The organism is Vibrio sp. vnigr-6D03 (assembly GCF_002835515.1).
GTDB classification, from domain to species: domain Bacteria; phylum Pseudomonadota; class Gammaproteobacteria; order Enterobacterales; family Vibrionaceae; genus Vibrio; species Vibrio penaeicida.
Genome location: NZ_PIZL01000019.1, coordinates 134,802 through 158,247 on the forward strand (window position 1 = coordinate 134,802; position 23,446 = coordinate 158,247).

The window sequence follows — 23,446 nt, forward strand, 5'->3', positions numbered from 1 at the left end:
CTTAACCGTTAGAACATCCACTAAAACACGCGCTTCTTAGGTCGTATCGAAAGGTACGTCATGGATTCGTGTGCTCAAATAACAGCGGAAAGGATATCCCTATGAAAGAACAACCTCCCCAGTTTTCATCAAACAAGCATCATTCACCAAACAAACATTCGCCCAATGAAGTGCGCACGATCGCAGCGCTAGTGATCATTGCCGCCTTTTTACCTACGGTATTGATGATGGCACCGGCAATAGCCAGCCAATTAGCCGCTGAATTCCAATTTGGTCCCGCTCAAATCGGCAGGGTAATTTCATCTGAGTTATTCGGTATGAGCCTAGCCACTGTCCCTGCTTGGTACTGGCTTCACCGATATCCAAAACCAACTTCAGCTCGAATCTGTATCGTACTTTTTGCGAGCTTCAACTTGATAAGTGGATTTGCACAAACCGAACTTCTTTTCATCGTATTTCGATTTTTAAGCGGGCTAGCTGGTGGGTCTTTAATGATCATCTGTTTGTCGGCTGCATCCACGACACGCAACCCAGACAGAGTCTATAGTTTTTGGGTTTTAGGGCAACTCATTGTAGGTGCTATCGGGTTGGCTGTTCTCCCATCTCTGTTTTCAAGCTATGGCATAAAAGCAGCGTATTTTTCCTTAGCTGTGTTAATGCTTGCATGCTCTCCACTCTGCGCTTTTTTTACCGCTTCTAATCAAACAAAATCTGCAACCAAGACATTAAAAATCAATCATATGGCGATCGTAGGGCTTGTGGCTGTCTTGCTGTTTTACGTCAGCCTAAATGGAGTATGGACATTTGCAGGCATGTTTGCAGAAAGGCTGAATATAAGCTCAACCAAAAGTGGCGATATATTTTCAGTTGCCAGTATTTTTGGCATCGCAGGGGCGTTGTGCGCCGCTTGGGTGGGGCATCGTTGGGGCAGATTTCTTCCATTACTCGCGGGCTTCAGCATGATGATATTAGGAACGTATTTACTGCAACAGAACAGCGAATATATTTTCTCAAATGCCACATTCTTGTTTAAGTTTTCATGGACGTTAGCTCTCCCTTTTATTCTCGCAACACTTGCAAGAATTGACCATCAAGGGCAACTCATGAACAGCACGAACCTAGTGATTGGCGGGGGGCTTGCCATTGGTCCAGCGATATTTGGTCACCTTCTTGAGTCGGGGCACTCTCTCGATCATTTAATCATTTATGCCTGCATTACTGCTTTCGTTTCCTTCATTTTACTTGGCTTCATTCTTTTTCAATTCAACACACCTTCCGTTCAAGGAGTTCACAATGAGTAAGAGAACCGGTTTTTTATATGATGAACAGTGCTTTTGGCATACCGCTGGCGAGCATGCATTAGTGCTTCCCGTTGGTGATTGGGTGCAACCCATGAGTGCTGGTGGTCATGCAGAATCTCCTGAAACCAAACGTCGTCTAAAAAATTTATTGGATGCCTCTGGCATAACCAAGCACCTAACTTTAAGTTCGGCCCCATCATGCAGCCAAGCACAACTGTTACGAGTGCATCCGGAGCATTACCTAAACGAATTTAAAGCGCTCAGCGATGAAAAAGGTGGTGAACTTGGTCTATACGCCCCTTTCGGAAAAGGAAGCTTCGAGATTGCGACACGCTCTGCCGGTTTGGTATGTCATGCCATTGATAAAGTCATAAGCGGAGAGCTGGATAACGCATACTCACTTTCCCGACCGCCGGGGCATCACTGCCTTGCGGACCAATCTATGGGTTTTTGTTTACTCGCGAATATTGCGATTGCGGTAGAACATGCCATTGAAGTTCATGGATTATCACGTATTGCCGTCGTTGATTGGGATGTACACCATGGTAATGGTACACAAGATATCTTTTACTCTCGTTCAGACGTTTTAACCATTTCTCTCCACCAACAAGGGTGCTTTCCTCCTGGGTATAGCGGCGAAGAGGATATAGGGTTAAACAAGGGGAAAGGCAGTAATATCAATATTCCGCTGATGCCAGGAGGCGGACACAACAGTTACCTAAATGCTATGGAAAAGATCGTTATTCCAGCACTCGATGCTTATAAGCCTGAACTGATACTGGTCGCTTCAGGGTACGATGCCTGTGGGGTAGATCCACTCGCGCGTATGCTGGCTCATAGCGAAACATATCGCACAATGACGCAAATGATAATGGAGGTTTCAGGACGTCACGCCAACAATAAATTGGTTATCGTTCATGAGGGGGGGTATTCTGAAGCGTATGTGCCTTTTTGTGGGTTAGCGGTAATCGAAACATTATGTGGCGTTAAAACGGGTATCGAAGATCCCATGTTGGAACTGATTCAAGCGCAGCAACCGTGCCAAAGTTTCAACCAACTCCAAGCAGAAAAGATCGACTTGTTAGCAAAGAACACTCCGCTGTTGGTATAAAAATATGACAGACGTAAAAAAGGGGCTTTAAGCCCCTTTTTCAATTATTCCAAAACGGTACGGTAAAGAATTCCGGCCATTACATATCTGAAAATTCAGGGCTGAAAAATACTTTTCCTGATTTACCGTCAAATTCACCTTCGTTTAAGGCTCGAACTTGAAATGCACCTTCTGGCACATCCCACTGAGTATCCATTTCATAATCAGCAGCGCTTTCAAATCCAAATCGACCATAGTATGCAGGATCGCCTAGTACAACACACGCTGGGTAACCCAATTCAGCGAGTGAAGATAAGCCCTCCTTCACCAAATCTGATGCGATTCCTTTTCCACGGTATTCTTCTTTTACCGCAAGAGGTGCCAAACCCTGCCAGTTTAAATCTTGTTGATCTAGTGTAACAGGGCTGAATAACACATACCCTACCACTTCACCTTCGTCATTGCAGGCAACCAATGATAAGGTTCTTTGTCCATTTTCACGCAGGCGATTCACTAACTCGGCTTCCGCGCCAGTTGGGAAAGCATGTTTGATTAACTGTTCTATAGGCAGAATATCTGCCGGTGCTTCAGTTCGTATAAGCATTCATCACCTCTTTGTGTTCGGGCGCAGATTGTAGCCCTTTTTGAACAAAGTCGGCTAATTGATTTAACAAAGTGTTAAGTGCTTTCGGTAATGCGTCGAGATCCACACTGTCCATTATGTTTTTCACTTCTAGCCCAAGTTCCGTGTCTCCTTCTATTTTAAGACGACGTTGGAAAAAAAGCGTATCAGGATCTTCTTTTCGTCCCGCGATGAGAACGAGGTCATTCAATTTTCCACTAAAACTCACATCGTGCTGCTCTGCATCTCTCTTCACGACGAGAGCGTCATTTCGATAGCTGATATACCACTCTAGTTGGACATCTGAAACTTCTACTTTCAACCACTTCCCTTCTAGAAAATCGAAGTCTCCATCTTCCAGTGCCTCTTTAAATACGTGCTGCAAACCTTCAAGCATAGCTTTGTTTTGAAGAGAGTGAGGTAAAAACTGGGCTGGAGATCTCAAAATGGACGCAGCATTAAGCACTAGTTTAGTGCGCAGGAGTTCAAACACGGTAATATCTCTCGGATAGGCATAAATAATTGCAATACTAGAGCAATCTTTGTCTCGAATTTATGTTATGTATCAAAAAAAACTCAGCTAAGCCTTGGATCGCTTTTACATCTCGTATATCAAGGTTATAGTAACTTATCGACTCGCACCTGTAGGTGTTTGCATTACCTCCCCCGGAGACTCGGTAACAGATTGATGCCAACAGAACAATTACAACACTGGTTTTCAAAACTCACTGATCACAGTCCGTTTTTCTTTGCCATTTTAGATAAGCAGCACAATTACCGCATGGTAAACGCACGCTATTGCGAAATCGCAGGTCTTAGTAGCGAAGAATTGGTTGGTATGCGCGACACACAAGTATTAGGTGACGCATTTTATCGAAATCTAAAACCCTATTATGAGCGAGCATTTGAAGGGGAATCTGTAGAAGCAGAAATCACTTTAAATGATCACAGCCTCGAAACTAGCCTGCATTTTAGTTTGTCTCCGGTTATTGGAGAGCAAACGGTCGAATATATCGCTTTTCATGCTATCGATACTTCTGAGAAACAAATTCTTGTTCGCTCTCTTGAAGAATCCGAAAACAAATTTTCTAAGTTAACTGAGCTACTCCCTAATGGGCTTCTTCTTGTAGAAGATGGTTGCATTATTTCAGCTAATGCCTCAGCAGCAAGGTTGCTGGGTTTCAATACCTCGACCGAATTATTAGGCGAAGAGCTAAGCCGTCTGTTTATTGATGAGAAATCCAAACGCACATTTGGTAATCAATTGCTTAATATGTTGACTGAATCCCAGATAACTTGCTTAACAGGTGCGCGTTGTGGTTTAGAAAGACGAGTTTCATTGCAAGCTGAACTGACGAGTTTACTTGGCAACCAATCGCACATAGTGTTGATTCAAGGGCTAGACGAAGCAGCAAACGATGCCAGTATCGGCCAGAATGAAACCCATATTGATTCGCTAACCAAGCTGTATAACCGCTTTGGCTTTACGCGTCGATTGGAGCAGTTCATTCACAATGAAACACCCTTGGTTATGCTCTACCTTGATATCGATAACTTTAAGAACATTAACGATTCTTTAGGGCATCATATCGGCGACAAAGTGATCAAAGAAGTCTCCTCTCGTTTGCAAAGATTACTGCCTGTACAAGCAGTCTTAGGGCATCTTGGAGGCGATGAGTTTGGCATAATTCTTCCCGAACCCGATCACAATCGCACCGCAGATCAACTTTCCGAACGTATTATCTCTTTGATTAATCAGCCATTTGATTTACACCACTTTAGTAAGCGCCTGGCGTGTTCTATTGGTAGTGTGAGCTACCCAGGTGACGGACATGATGCGCGTATTTTGCTGCAAAATGCAGATACGGCAATGTACGAAGCGAAAGATCGCGGGCGTAACCGTCTGATCAAGTTTAACGATCAGATGAACAAAGAAGCACGTATGCGCTTGTGGCTTGAAATTGAGCTGCAAAAAGCACTGCAGCAAAACGGTTTGGAAGTCTGGTACCAGCCTAAAGTTAACGCGCGTGATTTCAGTATCAATGGTGCAGAGGCACTGGTTCGCTGGAAACACCCAGTAGAAGGTTACATTAGCCCTGGAGCATTCATTCCAGTGGCAGAAAAAGCGGGCTTGATAGAACACCTTGGTCGTGTGGTCATGCGCGAAGTCTTCTCAACAGTCAAGCGTTGGAAGATGCAAGGCATTCTTCCTGGTCGGGTTGCAATTAACCTTTCTCCCGAGCAGTTTGGTAACCCAAAACTTATCGACTATATGGAAAAGTTGCTTAGTACGACGGAGCTGGATCCAAGCTGTATTACCTTTGAGTTAACCGAAAGTGCCGTAATGAGCGACAGTGATCATACACTTCAGATGCTCAATGCTATCAAAAACCTTGGCTTTGCCCTTTCTATTGATGACTTTGGTACCGGATATTCTTCTCTCTCCTATTTAGCACGCTTCCCTCTTGATGAATTAAAAATCGACCGGGCTTTTATTACCGATCTTGATACGCTACCGAAGCAGCTAACCGTCATAGAAAACATCATTAATTTAGGTAAATCCTTGAATTTGGTCGTGGTCGCGGAAGGAGTTGAAACTACGCAGCAAGCCACTCTTTTGTCTAACCTCAATTGCCATTCAATTCAGGGCTATCATTTTTATCGTCCGCAACCTAAGCAAGAAATTGAAGAGCTATTGGTTCAAAATCGCCGCCATAAAAACTGAACTCTAAACTGAACAAAAACTGCCCCACATCAAATTCCTATTTGTAAAACCTACCTAAAATGCTCTGTTACTGACAATAACAATGAAAGGTAACGAGCGTATGGAACTCCTCTGTCCTGCGGGCAATTTACCTGCACTAAAAACCGCCATCGACTGTGGTGCCGATGCGGTTTATATCGGGTTTAAGGATGATACCAATGCCCGACATTTCGCTGGTCTGAATTTCACCGGAAAGAAACTGGAAAAAGCTGTGCAGTATGTGCACGACAACAATAAAAAAATTCATGTCGCACTGAATACTTTCGCTCACCCAAATGGGTTCGAACGATGGACAACGGCAGTAGACACTGCCGCGCAATTGGGTATCGATGCCTTAATTGTTGCCGACATTGCTGTGTTGGATTATGCCTCGACAAAATACCCCGATCTGGAGTTACATCTCTCAGTACAGGCTTCCGCTACTAATGTTGCCTCTATCGATTTCTATCATCAAAACTTCAATGTAAAACGGGTTGTATTACCCCGTGTCCTTTCAATCCATCAAGTCAAACAGTTGGCTCGTAACATGACCAGTGAGGTTGAGCTGGAAGTTTTTGCGTTTGGAAGCCTGTGCATCATGGCGGAAGGGCGATGCTACCTTTCCTCATATATGACTGGTGAATCCCCTAATACGGTTGGGGCTTGCTCTCCGGCAAAATATGTTCGTTGGCAAGAGACGGATATGGGCTTGGAATCTCGTTTGAATAACATACTTATTGACCGCTACTCCGAAGGAGAAAATGCAGGCTACCCGACGCTGTGCAAAGGTCGATTTGATGCGATGATCGATGGGGAACCAAAACGCTATCATGCGCTAGAAGAACCGACGAGCTTAAACACGCTATCTTTGCTACCTGACTTGTTTGCAGCCAATGTCGCTTCGGTCAAAATAGAAGGTCGCCAGCGTAGCCCTGCCTATGTGGAACAAGTCACCAGAACATGGCGTGCGGCGATAGATCGTTACCAATCCTCACCGGAGCAATATCGCGTCGAAGACACTTGGAATAGCACACTAGCAAACGTTTCTGAGGGTACACAAACCACTCTCGGTGCCTATCACAGAAAATGGCAGTAATCTGGAATAGAAAAATATGAAATACGCATTAGGTCCACTCCTCTATTTCTGGCAAAAGCAAGATGTTGAAGCGTTTTACCATCACGCCAAATCTTCCGAGGCAGATATTGTTTATTTAGGAGAAAGCGTTTGCTCAAAGCGAAGGGAAGTAAAACTTAAAGATTGGCTTATGCTCGCAAAAGAGCTTAGCGCTTGTGGTAAGCAAGTAGTTATTTCCACTATGGCATTACTCGAAGCACCTAGTGAAGTCAGCATAATGAAGCGATACATCGACAATGGCGAATTTGCCATTGAAGCCAACGATGTGTCTGCCATTCAGTTGGCTTTTGAGAAAAAGGTTCCATTTACTGTTGGCCCTGCGGTTAATGCATACAACGCTCAAACATTGGGTCTTTTCGTAAAACAGGGCATGACGCGCTGGTGTATGCCTGTAGAGTTATCACATGATTGGCTAAGTAACTTACTCATGCAGTGTGACGAAATAGGTATTCGAAAGCAGTTTGAAGTCGAAGTGTTTGGGTATGGTTATTTGCCGCTTGCATACTCCGCACGTTGCTTTACTGCGAGAGCAGAAGACCGCCCTAAAGACGAATGCGAGACTTGCTGTATTCGATATCCAAATGGGTTAAAAGTCAGCAGTCAAGAAGGGCAAGAGGTCTTCACACTGAATGGAATTCAGACACAATCCGGTTATTGTTACAATTTAATCAATGACGTAGCCAATATGCATAATACTGTGGATGTAATTCGACTCAGTCCTCTTGGAACAGAGACGTTCCAACAGCTTTCAGCATTTAAAAACAATGAAGATGGCTCTCACCCAGCAGAACTAACAAACCGGGATTGTAATGGTTATTGGCACCAAATAGCAGGGCTTAATACTGTCACTGTGTGAATGACAACCAACAGAAACACATAAAAAAGCCGCCTTGTTTGGCGACTCTTTTACAAATTTCTAGATTTCAGTTTCTTTCGGAGCGTTATCTCTTTCCGCTTTCAATTCGCTATAAATGTTGCCCAGCTCCATATAAGAGTACCGGTGTTCAACGTATTCATAGACGTTGAAGGAGAGGGCCAATTTATACAGCGATATGGCATTACCATAATCACCTTGTAACTGATAACGTTTTGCCAGATAGAAATACGTTTCTGTTAATCGCTGAGACAAGCGTTCGTTGTCGTTCGTTGCGTTGACGATGGCTTTTAGAGCACGCTCTTCTGAAATCTGATCCAGCATTAGCGCAACCATCAACCAGCCCCATCGTTCGCTTCTTTTATCGTAACGATTCAGCAGTTTTTCTTTCGCTACACCGGCATCAATTTCACGCTCAATCAAATACAACCAAAGAGCACGAAAAGGGTCATCGGGGTCGTCATTATAGTGTGTTGTCATCTCTTCAAATGCTAACTCGTAACGTCCACCATAATACAAAGCAATAGAGCGATTCCTTTCAGCGTACTGATTAGCCGGATCGAGCTCTAACGTTGAATCAAATGAGTCATATGCAGCATCGAACTCTCGCTTCTCGGTAAAGTATACGCCCAGTAGGTTGTACACATCTGGCTGACGAGGGTTCAAGTTTAAAGAACGCTCAAAGTCCAAACGAGCTAAGTCACGTAAGCCTACGCTGTCGTAATAATTACCCCGTTCGTAGAACATTTTGGCTCGCACTTCTTCTTTCAGGTCTTGCCTTTGCAATAGCTGAGTCAGCCTTGCAATCTGCACTTCCTGTTGAATGCTAGGCTGCAACGGCACCGCCATCGGTGGGTAAAGCCATTGGTTTTGGTTGGAAGCACACCCAGTGAGTATTAGGGTTGATATTACTCCGACCATTTTTAACCATTTCGCCAAACTGTTTCTCCTTATTTAGCTTCAGTCCAAGGTTGTCGTTATAGTAGCTGTATAGACAGAAATATATATTGTGGCATTGTCAGGAAATGAAGCTTTTTTCCTGGACCCAAAAACAAAAAGGGGAGCCTCAGCTCCCCTTTATAACACGCTTTATCTCAAATGCGTATGCCTCACACGTTATTCCGCGCTTGGTTGCTCATTTGATGCTGCTTCTTCAGTCTTTTCAACCGCTTCTTTCATACTTAGACGAATGCGGTTCTGACGGTCAATTTCAAGAACTTTAACTTGAACTTCTTGACCTTCAGATAGATGATCAGCCACTTTCTCGATGCGCTTATCAGCGATTTGAGAAATGTGTACTAAGCCTTCTTTACCACCTAGAACAGCAACGAATGCACCAAAATCAACGATGCGAGTTACTTTACCAGTGTAGATAGTGCCGACTTCAACTTCTGCTGTAATTTCTTCGATACGGCGAATCGCTTCTTTCGCAGCAGTACCTTCGGTCGCAGCGATCTTGATTGTGCCATCATCTTCGATTTCGATAGTTGTACCCGTTTCTTCAGTTAGAGCACGGATTACTGCACCACCTTTACCGATAACGTCTTTGATCTTATCAGAGCTGATCTTCATCGTATGAATACGAGGAGCAAACTCAGAAATATCATCACGAGCACCAGAAATCGCTTCGTCCATTACAGACAAGATGTGCTTACGCGCGCCTTGTGCTTGGTTAAGCGCGATTTGCATGATTTCTTTTGTGATACCTTCGATTTTAATGTCCATTTGAAGCGCAGTGATACCTTCATTAGTACCTGCTACTTTAAAGTCCATATCACCTAGGTGATCTTCGTCGCCAAGGATGTCAGAAAGAACAACGAAATCGTCGCCTTCTTTCACAAGACCCATCGCGATACCCGCAACAGAAGCTTTAATTGGAACACCCGCATCCATAAGTGCTAGAGATGTACCACATACAGACGCCATTGAAGACGAACCGTTTGACTCAGTGATTTCAGATACTACACGTACTGTGTATGGGAACTCTTCTACTGATGGCATTACTGCAGCAATACCACGTTTAGCCAATTTACCGTGACCGATTTCACGACGCTTAGGAGAACCAACAAAACCAGTTTCACCTACACAGTAAGGAGGGAAGTTGTAGTGTAGCAAGAAGTGATCTTTACGCTCACCTGTTAGTTCATCAATGATTTGAGCATCACGCTGCGTACCTAGTGTAGCAGTAACGATCGCCTGAGTTTCACCACGAGTAAACAGTGAAGAACCGTGTGTACGAGGAAGGATACCAGTACGTACATCCAGTGCACGAACCATGTCTTTCTCACGACCATCAATACGTGGGTTACCTGCAATGATGCGACCACGTACAACATTCTTCTCTAGAGAACCAAGCATGCCACGGATTTCACGCTCATCAAGCTCTTCATCTTGTCCAAGCAATGCTTCAACAACGTCGTTTTTAATAACGCCAACTTGCTCGTAGCGAGCCATTTTTTCAGTGATTTGGTAAGCTTCTGATAGGCGAGCTTCTGCTAGTTCAGCAACGCGAGCTTTAAGCTCAGTGTTTACTGCAGGTGCTTCCCACTCCCATGCTGGAGTAGCCACTTCAGCAGCAAACTCTTTAATCGCATTGATAACAACTTGCTGTTGATCGTGACCGAACACAACTGCAGAAAGCATTTCTTCTTCAGTTAGGTTATCTGCCTCAGATTCAACCATAAGTACTGCGTTGTCAGTACCAGCTACAACTAGGTCAAGCTTAGAGTTTTCTAGCTCTGTGTTGCTTGGGTTTAGTACCAATTGACCATCGATATGACCAACACGTGCTGCACCGATAGGACCGTTAAACGGAATACCTGAGATAGCAAGAGCTGCTGAAGTACCGATCATTGTTACCATATCTGGCTGAACGTCTGGGTTTACAGACATTACTGTCGCAATAACCTGAACTTCGTTTTTGAACGCATCTGGGAATAGAGGACGAATAGGACGGTCGATTAGACGAGCCGTTAGCGTTTCACCTTCAGAAGGACGACCTTCACGCTTGAAGAAACCACCAGGGATTTTACCTGCTGCATAAGTACGCTCTTGGTAGTTTACTGTTAGCGGGAAGAAATCTTGACCTTCTACCGCTTCTTTTTTACCAACAACAGATACGAATACTGCTGTATCGTCCATATTAACCATAACAGCTGCCGTTGCTTGACGCGCAACTACACCTGTTTCAATAGTTACGGTGTGGTTGCCGTACTGAAACGTTTTTACGATTGGATTCACGTAATTTCCTTAACTTTGAAAATTTCAAAGATGTTGTCTTAGATTAAACACAACAGCGCCTTACCAATCGCGACTAATGAAAGTAACCTAAGGAAGATTCCTTTCATTAGTCGCGACCTTTATGGTCGACATCGGTGACTGTAAAGCTGCTTTGTGTGACTGGCAAAAGCCAAATCCGCAGTAGTATAAACTACTTAATCGGAAATGTCTTATCCCCAAACAATAGGCGTAAAAAAAGGAGCCGAAGCTCCTTTTTCAAACAAACTGATCTTAGCGACGTAGGCCTAGACGTTTGATTAGGTCTTGGTAACGCTCTAGGTTTTTACCTTTAAGGTAGTCTAGAAGCTTACGACGACGAGAAACCATACGTAGCAGACCGCGACGGCTGTGGTGGTCTTGCTTATGCGATTTGAAGTGACCTTGTAGGTGGTTGATAGAAGCAGTCAGTAGAGCTACTTGTACTTCTGGTGAACCTGTGTCGCCTTCAGATTGTGCGTAATCAGCAACGATTGCTGCTTTAGTTTCTGCATTCAGAGACATATTTCTCTCCTAATAAGAGTTAAGTATAAAACTGTGCCAGCCAATCTCTGATTCAGCCGACACGCGAAGCGCGAATTATACGGGGTGTAATGAGTAAACACAAGCACTCTAAAAACAAAACCGAAACACTCTACATTACGCAGGAATGCCTCGGTTTACTTTAGGGTCTGTTGAACTTTCGCGGTTAAATTTTGTTCGACTTCTATGCATTTTAATCGCGGCGCAAGGTGTGTAGCCTAGCTATTCTAAGCAAATACCTTGCAACAAAGAGTAAAAGGCATAGAAACGAACCCTTCGGGCAGCATTTGTGGCTTATTTCTACTGCGTTATCGCTCATTGATGTCGAGCGACTACACCGAATAAGCTCTGCCTTGTATAAATCACCCACAAATTGCTGCAAAAAATATCTCGAAAGATCAACAGACCCTTGTGTCTGTTGAACTTTCTCAATTACATTTCGCTCACGCAGAATGTTCTTCATCACGAAAAACAACTAGACGTTTTGGAGCAACTTTACCGTTATCATCAATTTCACCGACGCCAATAAAGAGCTTCTCATCGCCACTCGTCATTCTTACAGTGCCTTCAACGGGTGCACCAAAGACTTGTACAGGTTGCCCATGTTGAACCATATCAGTCAATTCAGCATTTAAATTAACTTCTGGCAAATCCTCAACCGCTGTATCCATCGGAAGCAACAAAGCATCTAACAAATCTTTAGGAGGTAACCCCTGATCATTAGCATGTTCTAGCAGCTCATTCAGCTGCTCTAAAGTGACCATGCGATCGTATGGGTAGTTCGCAACCCCAGTACGACGAAGGTAAGTAACATGCGCACCACAATCCAACATTTCACCTAAATCATCAGTGATAGTGCGGATGTAGGTTCCTTTTGAACAGTGGATCTCCATTTCAACTTCATCACCTTCAAAGCGAAGTAATTGAATAGAATAAACCGTAATCTTGCGAGATTCCCGCGGAACGTCAATACCTTCGCGCGCATATTCGTAGAGTGGACGACCTTGATACTTCAAGGCAGAAAACATAGAAGGGATTTGATCCGTTGTACCTTTGAACTTCTCTATACATTCTAAGAGCTGTTCTTTCGTCACGTTCACATCACGAGTTTCAACGACTTCGCCATCTGAGTCTGATGTATTAGTACGCTCGCCAAGCTTAGCAATGACAACATATCGCTTATCAGAATCAAGAAGAAACTGAGAAAACTTAGTCGCTTCACCCAAACAGATAGGCAACATGCCCGTTGCCAATGGATCTAAAGCACCGGTATGACCCGCTTTTTCAGCGAAGTAAATACGCTTTACTTTCTGTAATGCATCGTTAGAGGAAATACCCGTTGGCTTATCAAGTAGTACAACGCCGTTAACCGGACGACCTTTACGACGGCGCCCCATTACTCTTCGTCTCCTCGACCTGCATCTTGTTTTTTCTGCTGGTCTTTGCTGACGACATCACTCACTAAATTAGACATACGCATACCTTCAACAAGTGTATTGTCATAGGTGAATCGTACTTCAGGAGTTAAACGTAAGCGAATACGCTTACCAAGCATCATTCGAATCTGAACTTCATGCTCTTTTAGTGCAGCAAGGCTATCTTCTGGTGTTTGCTCACCTACACATAGGAAAGTCACAAATACTTTTGCATAGGCGAGATCACGAGAAACCTCAACATCAGAAATGGTCACCATTCCGATACGAGAGTCACGAACTTCACGCTGAAGAATCAGCGCTAACTCTTTTTGTAGTTGCTGCGACACGCGCTGCGTGCGGCTAAATTCTTTTGACATTTCTTTTCTCACTATAGAAAGAATGGGGGGCAAACGCCCCCCATGGTGTATTCAACAACCTTTGCCGTTTATCTAAATAAACAAGGCAATTTTGTCTATTAGTCTAGAGTACGCTTCACTTCAACAATTTCGAATACTTCGATCTGGTCGCCTACGCGAACGTCGTTGTAGTTCTTAACACCGATACCACATTCATAGCCGTTCTTAACTTCTTGAACGTCGTCTTTGAAGCGGCGTAGAGATTCTAGCTCACCTTCATAGATAACGACGTTTTCACGAAGAACGCGGATTGGGTTGTTGCGCTTAATAAGACCTTCAGTAACCATACAACCAGCGATTGCACCCAGTTTCGGCGACTTAAACACGTCACGTACTTCAGCAAGACCAATGATCTCTTGCTTGAATTCTGGAGCAAGCATACCACCCATTGCTTGTTTTACTTCGTCAATCAATTGGTAGATGATTGAGTAGTAACGAAGGTCTAGGTTTTCAGTTTCAACAGTACGGCGAGCAGAAGCATCAGCACGTACGTTAAAGCCTAGAATGATAGCGTTAGAAGCCGCTGCTAGTACTGCATCAGTTTCAGTAATACCACCAACACCAGAACCAACGATGTTGACCTTAACCTCTTCTGTAGACAGTTTACGTAGTGAATCAGCGATAGCTTCAACAGAACCCTGTACGTCAGCTTTAAGCACAACGTTAAGCTCAGCAACTTCACCAGCAGACATGTTCGCAAACATGTTTTCTAGTTTCGCTTTCTGCTGACGAGCAAGTTTCACTTCACGGAATTTACCTTGACGGTAATTCGCTACTTCACGCGCTTTACGCTCATCACGTACAACTGTTGCTTCATCACCAGAAGCAGGAACGCCAGACAGACCAAGAATCTCAACAGGAATAGAAGGACCAGCAGTTGTAATTTCGTGTCCATTCTCGTCGCGCATAGCACGAACTCGACCGTACTCTTGACCACAAAGAACGATATCGCCTTTGTTCAATGTACCCGATTGAACCAGTACAGTAGCAACAGGACCACGACCTTTATCTAAGCGAGATTCTACAACCACACCAGATGCCATGCCTTCTTCAACAGCTGTTAGTTCAAGAACTTCAGACTGAAGAAGAATCGTCTCTAGAAGACCTTCAATGTTAGTACCTTGTTTTGCAGAGATGTGAACAAACATGTTCTCACCGCCCCACTCTTCAGGAATAACATCGTATTGAGCCAGTTCGTTTTTAACGTTATCTGGGTTTGCGTCTTCTTTATCGATCTTGTTTACAGCAACAATCAAAGGTACACCTGCCGCTTTAGCGTGCTGGATTGCTTCGATTGTTTGAGGCATTACACCATCGTCTGCCGCAACAACAAGAACAACGATATCCGTTGCCTGAGCACCACGTGCACGCATAGCCGTAAACGCTGCGTGTCCTGGAGTATCCAAGAAGGTGATCATGCCGTTGTCAGTTTCTACATGGTAAGCACCAATGTGCTGGGTAATACCACCTGCTTCACCGGAAGCAACGTGTGCTTTACGGATGTAATCCAGTGTAGATGTTTTACCGTGGTCAACGTGACCCATGATAGTAACCACCGGAGCACGTGGTACAGATTCAGCACTGTTATCACGATCAGACAGTACTGCTTCTTCCAATTCATTTTCTTTACGCAGGATAACTTTGTGACCCATTTCCTCAGCAACAAGCTGAGCAGTTTCTTGGTCAATTACCTGGTTGATGGTTGCCATAGCACCCATCTTCATCATCACTTTAATAACTTCAGTCGCTTTAACTGACATCTTGTTTGCCAGCTCAGAAAGAACAATTGTCTCTCCAACTACAACATCAGATTTCGCAACGGATGCACTCTTATCGAAGCCATGCTGCATTGAAGTAGGTTTAGCAAGTTTGCCTTTCCTACCACCGCGACCACGTTGGTTACGGTTGCCATTACGATTGTTGCCACCTTTGTCATCATTGTTCGCAGAAGACTTCTTCTTACGACGACGAGGGGCCTTCTCTTCGCTTTGGTCAGCTGCATCTTCTGCTTCACGAGCAAAAGTAGAAGTTGTAACGTGATAGTCGCCTTCTTCCATCACCTTTTTTTCTTTCTTCTCTGCTTCAGACCAACGTGCTGCATTTTCTTCAGCCAATTTGCGAGCTTCTTCAACTAGCTTCGCCGCTTCAGTTTCTGCTTTACGTTGTGCTTCTTCTTCCTGACGGCGTTTTAGCTCATCAGCTTCTTTTTTTGCTTGCGAACTTACTTCCGCACTCTTTGTGTTCATGTCTTTCTTAGCCTTATCAGCTTGTACGCGCTTTGCTTTATCTTCAGCGTCACGTTTAGCTGCTTCCTCAGCTTCTCGTTTTGCTTTTTCATCCGCTTCGCGTTGTGCTTTCTCTGCAGCTTCACGTTTAGCTAGCTCTTCCGCTTCACGCTTCGCTAGCTCTTCAGCTTCACGTTTAGCTGCTTCCTCAGCTTCTCGCTTAGCTTCTTCATCGATTGCACTGCGTTTTACGTACGTGCGCTTTTTGCGCACCTCTACTTGAACATTTTTACTCTTACCGCCACCCGCATTCACACTTAGAGTACTGCGAGTTTTACGCTGGAGAGTTAAGCGAGTTGGCTCAGAATCTCCTGAGGTATCACCATGCTCTTTTTTCAAATGAGTAAGAAGCTTTTGCTTCTCATCGTCGGAAACGGTGTCTACGCCCGTTTTTTTCATTCCAGCATCAGCAAGTTGCTCAATCAAGCGGTCAACTGGCGTACCAATCTCATCACTCAGTGCTTTAACCGTTAATTCTGTCATGCCACTTCCTCCTTGCTGAATTTATTCTTCGTCGCCAAACCAACAGATGTTACGTGCAGCCATAATTAGCTCACCAGCACGCTCTTCCGTTAGGTCTTCAATGCCTTCAAGCTCATCAGTACCCTGGTCGGCTAAATCTTCAAGTGTTACGACGCCTTTCGCTGCAAGTTTAAACGCCATTTCGCGCTCTAAACCTTCTAGTGCAAGTAGGTCTTCCGCTGGCTCAAGACCATCGTATGACTCTTCTTTCGCCAAGGCGATCGTAGTTAGGGCATCTTTTGCACGTTGGCGCAATTCTTCTACAAGCTCTTCGTTTAGACCATCAACTTCCAGAAGTTCGTTCACTGGCACATAAGCCACTTCTTCTAGCGTTGAGAAACCTTCTTCAACGAGCATTTCTGCAAAATCTTGTTCGATATCGAGGTACTTCATAAAGTTTTCGATAGCCGCACCAGATTCTTCTTGGTGTTTCTTTTCAAGGTCTTCCACTGTCATAACGTTCAGTTCCCAACCAGAAAGCTGAGATGCTAAACGTACATTTTGACCGTTACGACCGATGGCTTGAGCCAAGTTATCGGCTTCAACTGCAATATCCATTGCGTGTGCGTCTTCATCTACAATGATGGAAGCCACATCTGCTGGCGCCATTGCATTGATAACAAATTGAGCTGGGTTATCGTCCCAAAGCACGATATCGATGCGCTCACCACCTAACTCACCTGATACTGCTTGTACACGTGCACCACGCATACCTACACAAGCACCAACTGGGTCAATACGTCTGTCGTTTGTTTTCACTGCAATTTTTGCGCGTGAACCCGGATCTCGAGCTGCGCCTTTCAGTTCGATTAGCTCTTCAGCAATCTCTGGCACTTCCACTCGGAAGAGTTCAGATAGCATTTCAGGCTTAGAGCGAGTGACAAACAGTTGGAAGCCACGCGCTTCAGGAGCAACTTTGTACAGAAGACCACGAACACGGTCACCTGGACGGAAATTTTCACGAGGAAGTTGGTCATCACGTAAAATGACGGCTTCAGCATTGTTGCCTAGGTCGAGAACAACGGTTTCACGGTTCACTTTTTTAACCGCACCAGTGATCAGGTCACCTTCGTTATCAATGAACTGCTCAACGATTTGTGCACGTTCAGCTTCGCGTACTTTTTGTACAATAACTTGCTTAGCGGTTTGGGTGGTAATACGGTCGAATGTTACTGACTCAATATCATCTTCTACAAAGCTACCCAGTTCCATTTCTTCGTCATCGTACTGTGCTGCTTCCAGTGAAATTTCTTTAGTTGGGCTTTCTACTTCTTCCACAACCAACCAACGGCGGTAAGTGTCGAAATTACCCGTCTTGCGATCAATCGCAACACGAACATCAATTTCAATCTCGTATTTCTTTTTAGTTGCCGTAGCTAATGCGATTTCTAGAGCTTCAAAAATACGCTCACGAGGAACCGCTTTCTCATTAGAAACAGCTTCTACTACCGCTAAAATTTCTCTGTTCATTCTCTAGCCTCTTAAGACTTAAAACTTAGGGTTCAGGTTAGCTTTGGAAATGTTGCTTAGTGCAAACTCTTCTTTCGCATTGTCCACTGTGATTGTGATCGTTTCGCCTTCAACGCTTTCGATCACACCTTTCCACTTACGACGGTTGCCCATAGCCATTTTCAAGACAAGGCTGACCTCGTGACCTATAAATTGCTGATAGTGTTCTGCTTTAAAAAGTGGTCTTTCTAAACCAGGTGAAGATACTTCAAGGTTATAAGCGACAGAAATAGGATCTTCAACATCGAGCACTGCGCTAACCTGATGACTTACCTCTGCACAGTCATCTACATTGATGCCGTTCTCGTGATCAATATAAATACGCAATGTTGAATGCTCACCAGCACGGATGAACTCCAATCCAACTAACTCATAACCAGATGCTGCCACTGGCGCGTCCAGCATTTCTGTTAGTTGTCTTTCCAAACCCGTCATGAAATCACCCTTAGATAACCACTCTAGAAACAAAAAAAGGGCTAATAGCCCTATCAAATAGCCGAGCATTACTCATATTTTGCACAGTACAAAATACAAATAACAAAAAACCCCGATTAGTCGGGGTTTTTGTTGCTGGACCCTGATATAACTGAACATTATTTTGTTCAGTTTGCGGTTAGGTAAAACCGCTCAAACTTGCTTCCAACTTTAGCAACATCACTTGCTAGAAATTGGTTGCGGGGGCCGGATTTGAACCGACGACCTTCGGGTTATGAGCCCGACGAGCTACCAAGCTGCTCCACCCCGCGTCCGACTGCTGAGCATTATACGCCCAAGGCAGTAATTTACAAGTTTGCAGAACTTATGGTGCCGAGAGAGGGACTCGAACCCTCACACCAAAGGCACTAGCACCTCATGCTAGCGTGTCTACCAATTTCACCATCTCGGCATAAATTCTTTACTGAGGAATTTCGTCGCCGCTTCCGGCTGGAATTTCACTCGTTACATCAGCCGGTTGCTCAATAGATGATGCAGCCTGGCTTGGGTTCGCTAGAATACTTTCTGTTTCGCCGCTGTTTGTAGACATACGACCAAGAACTAAACTAACGATAAAAAATACTACCGCAAAAACTGCAGTTGTTCGGGTTAGGAAATTTCCTGAGCCACTCGCGCCAAACACTGTGTTTGAACCGCCAGCTCCGAACGAAGCTCCCATGTCTGCGCCTTTACCTTGTTGAATCAACACTAGGCCAATAACACCAACCGCTGCCAACAGGTAAATCACAAGTAGAACTGTAAACATTCTTCCACCTATGTTCCAAATTGTTGAGCCAGCGCCGTCGTACTGAATAAGCACAGAGACAAAGCTAGCGCACCTCCCTTTCGAAGGCGGAGCAATACTATCGAATGCCTTTTACGCTGACAAGTAAAAATTCACTAAATTGTAAAGCTTAGGGCTTAAGTGGTCAAAATATTAGCAAAGCGCTAAAAAAAGAAGCTTAACCAAAAACACAAACCTAATTTAGAGTCATCAAGCCAAAGCAAAACTTTGGCTTGTATATTGTTGAGATCAACAGCTCGCTTTTACCGCTTCTGCTATCTCAAGTGCCGATTTCTGTACAAGCTCGGCATTTTCACCCTCAACCATGATACGAAGAAGAGGTTCTGTGCCGGACTTTCTCAAAAGCACTCGACCTTTTTCACCCAATTTGGACTCAACCTCAACCACTGCATCTTTTACAGCTTGAGCTTCAAGAGGATTTGAATCTCCACTGAATCGAACATTCTCTAACACTTGAGGATATAGTGTCATACCTTGAGAAAGCTCATTCAAAGTCATTTCGCTATCAACAACAGATGCCAACACTTGCAATGCAGCGACGATTGCATCACCTGTTGTAACTTTGTCCAACAAAATCACATGCCCAGAGTTTTCTGCACCGATTTTCCAGCCTTTCGCCAACAGTTGCTCCATTACATAGCGGTCACCAACGGCTGCCCGTACAAATGGAATACCCAGTTGTTTGAGCCCATTTTCCATGCCAAGGTTCGTCATCAATGTACCGACTACGCCACCTTTTAGTTCGCCCCGACGGAGTGCATCTCGCGCAATGATGTAAGCAATCTGATCACCATCAACCTTGTTTCCAAGCTCATCAACCATGATGATGCGATCACCATCGCCATCAAAAGCTAATCCAAGATTTGCTTGCTCCTCAATCACTCGCTTTTGCAACGCTCGAACATCCGTTGCACCCACTTCATCATTAATGTTCGTACCGTTGGGCTCGATACCCATTGCAATGACTTCTGCGCCGAGCTCCTTAAAAACGCTAGGAGCAATGTGGTAAGTGGCACCATGTGCGCAATCCACAACGATCTTCTGCCCAGCTAAACTCAATTCATTAGGGAATGTGCTCTTACAAAATTCAATGTATCGACCTGCGGCGTCATCGAGTCGTGATGCTTTACCGAGCAGTGCTGACTCAACACATTCAATGTCTTTGTCTAACTCAGCTTCAATCGCTAATTCGATATCATCTGGTAACTTTGTTCCCTCAGATGAGAAGAATTTGATGCCATTGTCATAGTAAGGATTGTGGGATGCGGAAATTACAATGCCAGCTTCAGCGCGGAATGTTTGTGTCAAGTAAGCGACAGCAGGAGTCGGCATTGGACCTGTGAATGTCGCCTTTAGCCCTGCAGCTGCAAGACCAGCTTCAAGCGCAGATTCCAACATATACCCAGAAATACGTGTATCTTTGCCGATAATAACTTTTTTTGTCCCTTGCTTTGCAAGTACGCGACCAGCAGCCCAGCCAAGCTTTAATACAAAATCGGGAGTGATTGGGTATTGTCCTACCTTCCCACGAACACCGTCCGTACCAAAATAACGCCTTTTAGACATAATATTTCCTAATAATTTTTATTGGTTTGTACTGATTGTATTGATAATTTTTATCGCTTCAACCGTTTCGACCACATCATGAACACGTATGATCTGAGCACCTTTCAGTGCGGAGACGCTTGCACATGTAACACTGCCGATCAGGCATTCTTTCGGTTCTTTATCCAAGAGCTTAAATATCATTGATTTACGAGACATCCCAGCAAGGATAGGTAACTCAAAGCGATGGAACCGCTCTAGATTTGCCAATATGTGGTAATTGTGTTCAATCGTTTTACCGAATCCAAACCCTGGGTCTAAAATCAATTGTCCACGCTCTATCCCTGCATTTTCACAAGCAGAAACACGCTCTGCTAGAAATGCCTCAACATCTTTCAAGAGATCTTGATATGTAGGGTTTTCTTGCATGGTTCTAGGTTGCCCCTGCATATGCATGAGACATATTGGCACATTAGCTTGAGCTGCAGCTTGCAAAGCACCGGGCTCCTGAAGTGCTCTCACGTCGTTGATGATATCAGCTCCCGCTGAAGTAGCTTGTCTCATAACCTCCGCTTTGCTGGTATCAATAGATATCCATACATCAGATTCTGCTCTTAATGCTTTTATAACAGGGATAACACGTTCAAGTTCTTCTTCTAACGTAACGTCTGGAGCACCTGGTCGCGTTGATTCTCCACCAATATCAATGATCGTTGCACCTGCCGATATCATTGAACGTGCTTGGCTTAAAGCATCATCAATACGATTGAACTGACCACCATCTGAAAATGAGTCGGGGGTTACGTTCAATATCCCCATTATATGGGGGCTGCTTAAATCGAGTTCTTTACTATTGGATCGTATAAACATGACTACTCTAGAAACAGAAAAACCCCGAGTTTCCTCGGGGTTTGTATTTAACTATTTTTTACTCAACGTTTTTGTCGGCACTTTCATCAGAAGGAGCTGAAGGTTTTTCTTCTTCATCTTTTTCTTCTTTATTTGGCTGTGCTTTCTTTTCGTTGTTTGACTCTTCTTGAGCACGAGTTTGATCACCCCAACCTGCTGGTTCACGAACATCTTCCTTTCGCTCCATCAAGTCGTCTATTTGTCCTGCGTCAATCGTTTCATATTTCATTAATGCATCTTTCATTGAATGCATAATGTCCATGTTCGCTTCAAGAATGACTTTGGCACGATCATAGTTACGGTCAATAATACTGCGAACTTCGTCGTCGATAAGTTTTGCCGTATCGTCAGAAACATGTTTAGTTTGAGTCACACTACGACCAAGGAACACCTCGCCTTCATCTTCTGCATAAAGCAAAGGACCAAGTTTGTCTGAGAAGCCCCATTGAGTGACCATTTTACGAGCAATGTCTGTTGCACGTTCAATATCGTTTGACGCACCAGTTGATACTTTATCAGAACCGTAGATAAGCTCTTCGGCTAAACGACCACCATATAAGCTTGAGATCATCGACTCTAGATGCTGACGAGACATACTCACACGATCACTTTCTGGTAAGTACATAGTGACACCCAACGCACGACCACGTGGAATGATAGACACTTTATATACTGGATCGTGCTCAGGAACCAAACGACCAACAATGGCGTGACCCGCTTCGTGATACGCAGTGGATTCTTTAATGTCTTCAGACATAACCATTGAGCGGCGCTCCGCACCCATCATGATTTTGTCTTTAGCAAGTTCAAACTCAACCATTGATACGTTGTGTTTGTTTCCACGAGCGGCGAATAGGGCAGCTTCATTAACTAGGTTCGCTAAGTCTGCACCAGAGAAACCAGGTGTACCACGAGCAATCAAAGATGGCTCAACGTCACCAGCAAGCGGCACTTTACGCATGTGAACTTTAAGGATTTGTTCACGACCACGAACATCTGGAAGACCAACAACAACCTGACGGTCAAAACGACCAGGACGAAGAAGTGCAGGGTCAAGAACGTCCGGACGGTTAGTTGCTGCGATAACAATAATACCTTCGTTACCTTCAAAGCCATCCATTTCAACCAGCATTTGGTTCAATGTTTGCTCACGTTCATCATGACCACCACCTACACCAGCACCACGTTGGCGACCTACAGCATCGATTTCATCAATGAAGATGATACAAGGCGCGGCTTTCTTCGCTTGCTCAAACATGTCACGTACACGAGATGCACCAACACCAACGAACATTTCGACGAAGTCAGAACCTGATATTGTAAAGAACGGTACTTTTGCTTCACCAGCAATAGCTTTAGCAAGCAAAGTTTTACCCGTACCCGGAGGACCAACCATCAAAACACCGGTAGGGATCTTACCACCGAGCTTTTGGAAGCGACTTGGGTCACGTAAGTAATCAACCAACTCTCTAACATCTTCTTTTGCTTCATCACAGCCAGCAACATCAGCAAACGTTGTTTTGATTTGTTCTTCGCTCATCATACGAGCTTTGCTCTTACCGAAAGACATGGCACCTTTACCGCCACCGCCTTGCATTTGACGCATGAAGAAAATCCACACACCAATCAATAAGATCATTGGGAACCAAGAAATGAAAATAGTACCCAGTAAGCTCTGCTCTTCTGGCGGAGTACCGACTACTTTCACATTCTTGTTAATCAAATCATCAAGCAACTTACTGTCGTACACAGGCATGTAAGTCACATAGCGAGTGTTATCACGACGGTAGTAAGTGATTTCTCTGTCTTTGAATTGAGCTTCTCGAATCTGGCCTTGGCCAACTTCCTGTACAAATGTGGTGTAATCCACTGTTCTGCCGCTATTTTCCCCAGGGCCGAAGCTCTGGAAAACCGACATCAAGACTACGGCGATTACTAGCCACAAAATTAAATTTTTTGCCATGTCACTCAAGGTGTCAGCCTCTCGATAACTAATTGTAATT

Annotated in this window: 19 protein-coding genes and 2 tRNA genes; 5 read left to right on the forward strand and 16 right to left on the reverse strand. The window is 44.4% G+C overall.

The features are described from left to right. The first annotated feature begins 101 nt into the window (after positions 1-101). Positions 102-1,301 carry an MFS transporter gene (locus CW749_RS15785; protein ID WP_101113231.1) on the forward strand — a complete coding sequence of 400 codons (1,200 nt, stop codon included), beginning with the start codon at positions 102-104 and terminating at the stop codon, positions 1,299-1,301. Beyond that, the gene (locus CW749_RS15790) at positions 1,294-2,412 is read left to right on the forward strand and encodes a class II histone deacetylase (RefSeq protein WP_101113232.1); all 1,119 of its coding nucleotides are present in this window, start codon (positions 1,294-1,296) and stop codon (positions 2,410-2,412) included. The genes CW749_RS15785 and CW749_RS15790 overlap by 8 nt, the downstream gene beginning before the upstream one ends. Before the next feature lie 79 nt (positions 2,413-2,491). On the opposite strand, the gene CW749_RS15795 is transcribed toward CW749_RS15790, so the two are convergent. Continuing rightward, positions 2,492-2,995: an N-acetyltransferase gene (locus CW749_RS15795; RefSeq protein WP_101113233.1), complete on the reverse strand. Its 504-nt coding sequence runs from the start codon at positions 2,993-2,995 to the stop codon at positions 2,492-2,494. Next, positions 2,979-3,506 (reverse strand): SCP2 domain-containing protein, encoded by a 528-nt coding sequence (locus tag CW749_RS15800; RefSeq protein WP_101113234.1) that lies wholly within the window; start codon positions 3,504-3,506, stop codon positions 2,979-2,981. The genes CW749_RS15795 and CW749_RS15800 overlap by 17 nt, the downstream gene beginning before the upstream one ends. 195 nt (positions 3,507-3,701) lie before the next feature. Here CW749_RS15800 and CW749_RS15805 point away from each other — a divergent pair, with 195 nt between their 5' ends. The 3 genes from CW749_RS15805 (at position 3,702) to CW749_RS15815 (ending at position 7,747) form a co-directional block, all read left to right on the forward strand. Then, on the forward strand, positions 3,702-5,738 hold the full coding sequence (locus CW749_RS15805; RefSeq protein ID WP_101113235.1) for an EAL domain-containing protein: 2,037 nt from the start codon (positions 3,702-3,704) through the stop codon (positions 5,736-5,738). Positions 5,739-5,838: 100 nt separating this feature from the next. Next, entirely contained in the window at positions 5,839-6,852 is a 1,014-nt protein-coding gene (locus tag CW749_RS15810) for a peptidase U32 family protein (protein WP_101113236.1), read from the forward strand. 16 nt (positions 6,853-6,868) lie between these two features. After that, positions 6,869-7,747 carry a U32 family peptidase gene (locus CW749_RS15815; protein WP_101113237.1) on the forward strand — a complete coding sequence of 293 codons (879 nt, stop codon included), beginning with the start codon at positions 6,869-6,871 and terminating at the stop codon, positions 7,745-7,747. A 60-nt stretch (positions 7,748-7,807) separates the two neighbouring features. Here CW749_RS15815 and nlpI read toward each other — a convergent pair whose 3' ends face one another. The 14 genes from nlpI to ftsH all read right to left on the reverse strand — a co-directional run bounded on the left by nlpI (position 7,808) and on the right by ftsH (position 23,406). Then, entirely contained in the window at positions 7,808-8,686 is an 879-nt protein-coding gene (gene nlpI / locus CW749_RS15820) for a lipoprotein NlpI (RefSeq protein WP_101113424.1), read from the reverse strand. A 195-nt stretch (positions 8,687-8,881) separates the two neighbouring features. Next, on the reverse strand, positions 8,882-11,005 hold the full coding sequence (gene pnp, locus CW749_RS15825) for a polyribonucleotide nucleotidyltransferase (protein ID WP_101113238.1): 2,124 nt from the start codon (positions 11,003-11,005) through the stop codon (positions 8,882-8,884). Between the two features lie 270 nt (positions 11,006-11,275). Continuing rightward, a complete protein-coding gene (rpsO, locus tag CW749_RS15830; protein ID WP_101113239.1) occupies positions 11,276-11,545 on the reverse strand; it encodes a 30S ribosomal protein S15 in 270 nt (89 codons plus the stop codon). A 461-nt stretch (positions 11,546-12,006) separates the two neighbouring features. Next, on the reverse strand, positions 12,007-12,960 hold the full coding sequence (truB, locus tag CW749_RS15840) for a tRNA pseudouridine(55) synthase TruB (RefSeq protein WP_101113241.1): 954 nt from the start codon (positions 12,958-12,960) through the stop codon (positions 12,007-12,009). Continuing rightward, positions 12,960-13,355: a 30S ribosome-binding factor RbfA gene (gene rbfA / locus CW749_RS15845; protein WP_101113242.1), complete on the reverse strand. Its 396-nt coding sequence runs from the start codon at positions 13,353-13,355 to the stop codon at positions 12,960-12,962. Before rbfA ends, truB begins: the two co-directional genes overlap by 1 nt. 98 nt (positions 13,356-13,453) lie before the next feature. Further along, complete coding sequence (infB, locus tag CW749_RS15850) at positions 13,454-16,162, reverse strand: translation initiation factor IF-2 (RefSeq protein WP_101113243.1); 2,709 nt, start codon at positions 16,160-16,162, stop codon at positions 13,454-13,456. Between the two features lie 21 nt (positions 16,163-16,183). Beyond that, positions 16,184-17,671 (reverse strand): transcription termination factor NusA, encoded by a 1,488-nt coding sequence (gene nusA, locus CW749_RS15855; RefSeq protein WP_101113244.1) that lies wholly within the window; start codon positions 17,669-17,671, stop codon positions 16,184-16,186. Positions 17,672-17,689: 18 nt separating this feature from the next. Continuing rightward, complete coding sequence (gene rimP / locus CW749_RS15860; RefSeq protein ID WP_101113425.1) at positions 17,690-18,145, reverse strand: ribosome maturation factor RimP; 456 nt, start codon at positions 18,143-18,145, stop codon at positions 17,690-17,692. A gap of 234 nt (positions 18,146-18,379) precedes the next feature. Further along, positions 18,380-18,456, reverse strand: a tRNA-Met gene (locus CW749_RS15865). A 56-nt stretch (positions 18,457-18,512) separates the two neighbouring features. Then, a tRNA-Leu gene (locus CW749_RS15870) sits at positions 18,513-18,596 on the reverse strand. Between the two features lie 9 nt (positions 18,597-18,605). Further along, positions 18,606-18,950 carry a preprotein translocase subunit SecG gene (secG, locus tag CW749_RS15875; protein ID WP_101113245.1) on the reverse strand — a complete coding sequence of 115 codons (345 nt, stop codon included), beginning with the start codon at positions 18,948-18,950 and terminating at the stop codon, positions 18,606-18,608. A gap of 267 nt (positions 18,951-19,217) precedes the next feature. Beyond that, complete coding sequence (gene glmM, locus CW749_RS15880; RefSeq protein ID WP_101113246.1) at positions 19,218-20,558, reverse strand: phosphoglucosamine mutase; 1,341 nt, start codon at positions 20,556-20,558, stop codon at positions 19,218-19,220. Between the two features lie 15 nt (positions 20,559-20,573). Next, positions 20,574-21,404, reverse strand: coding sequence for a dihydropteroate synthase (gene folP, locus CW749_RS15885; RefSeq protein WP_101113247.1), 831 nt, complete (start codon positions 21,402-21,404; stop codon positions 20,574-20,576). Between the two features lie 58 nt (positions 21,405-21,462). Continuing rightward, on the reverse strand, positions 21,463-23,406 hold the full coding sequence (gene ftsH / locus CW749_RS15890) for an ATP-dependent zinc metalloprotease FtsH (protein WP_101113248.1): 1,944 nt from the start codon (positions 23,404-23,406) through the stop codon (positions 21,463-21,465). Positions 23,407-23,446 lie beyond the last annotated feature (40 nt).

Bases quoted from the DNA above. Each gene is read 5' to 3' on its own strand.
- CW749_RS15785 (WP_101113231.1), top strand. From the start codon at position 102: ATGAAAGAACAACCTCCCCAGTTTTCATCAAACAAGCATCATTCACCA.
- CW749_RS15790 (WP_101113232.1), top strand. From the start codon at position 1,294: ATGAGTAAGAGAACCGGTTTTTTATATGATGAACAGTGCTTTTGGCAT.
- CW749_RS15795 (WP_101113233.1), bottom strand. From the start codon at position 2,995: ATGCTTATACGAACTGAAGCACCGGCAGATATTCTGCCTATAGAACAG.
- CW749_RS15805 (WP_101113235.1), top strand. From the start codon at position 3,702: ATGCCAACAGAACAATTACAACACTGGTTTTCAAAACTCACTGATCAC.
- CW749_RS15810 (WP_101113236.1), top strand. From the start codon at position 5,839: ATGGAACTCCTCTGTCCTGCGGGCAATTTACCTGCACTAAAAACCGCC.
- CW749_RS15815 (WP_101113237.1), top strand. From the start codon at position 6,869: ATGAAATACGCATTAGGTCCACTCCTCTATTTCTGGCAAAAGCAAGAT.
- nlpI (WP_101113424.1), bottom strand. From the start codon at position 8,686: ATGGTCGGAGTAATATCAACCCTAATACTCACTGGGTGTGCTTCCAAC.
- rpsO (WP_101113239.1), bottom strand. From the start codon at position 11,545: ATGTCTCTGAATGCAGAAACTAAAGCAGCAATCGTTGCTGATTACGCA.
- truB (WP_101113241.1), bottom strand. From the start codon at position 12,960: ATGGGGCGCCGTCGTAAAGGTCGTCCGGTTAACGGCGTTGTACTACTT.
- rbfA (WP_101113242.1), bottom strand. From the start codon at position 13,355: ATGTCAAAAGAATTTAGCCGCACGCAGCGCGTGTCGCAGCAACTACAA.
- infB (WP_101113243.1), bottom strand. From the start codon at position 16,162: ATGACAGAATTAACGGTTAAAGCACTGAGTGATGAGATTGGTACGCCA.
- nusA (WP_101113244.1), bottom strand. From the start codon at position 17,671: ATGAACAGAGAAATTTTAGCGGTAGTAGAAGCTGTTTCTAATGAGAAA.
- rimP (WP_101113425.1), bottom strand. From the start codon at position 18,145: ATGACGGGTTTGGAAAGACAACTAACAGAAATGCTGGACGCGCCAGTG.
- secG (WP_101113245.1), bottom strand. From the start codon at position 18,950: ATGTTTACAGTTCTACTTGTGATTTACCTGTTGGCAGCGGTTGGTGTT.
- folP (WP_101113247.1), bottom strand. From the start codon at position 21,404: ATGTTTATACGATCCAATAGTAAAGAACTCGATTTAAGCAGCCCCCAT.
- ftsH (WP_101113248.1), bottom strand. From the start codon at position 23,406: ATGGCAAAAAATTTAATTTTGTGGCTAGTAATCGCCGTAGTCTTGATG.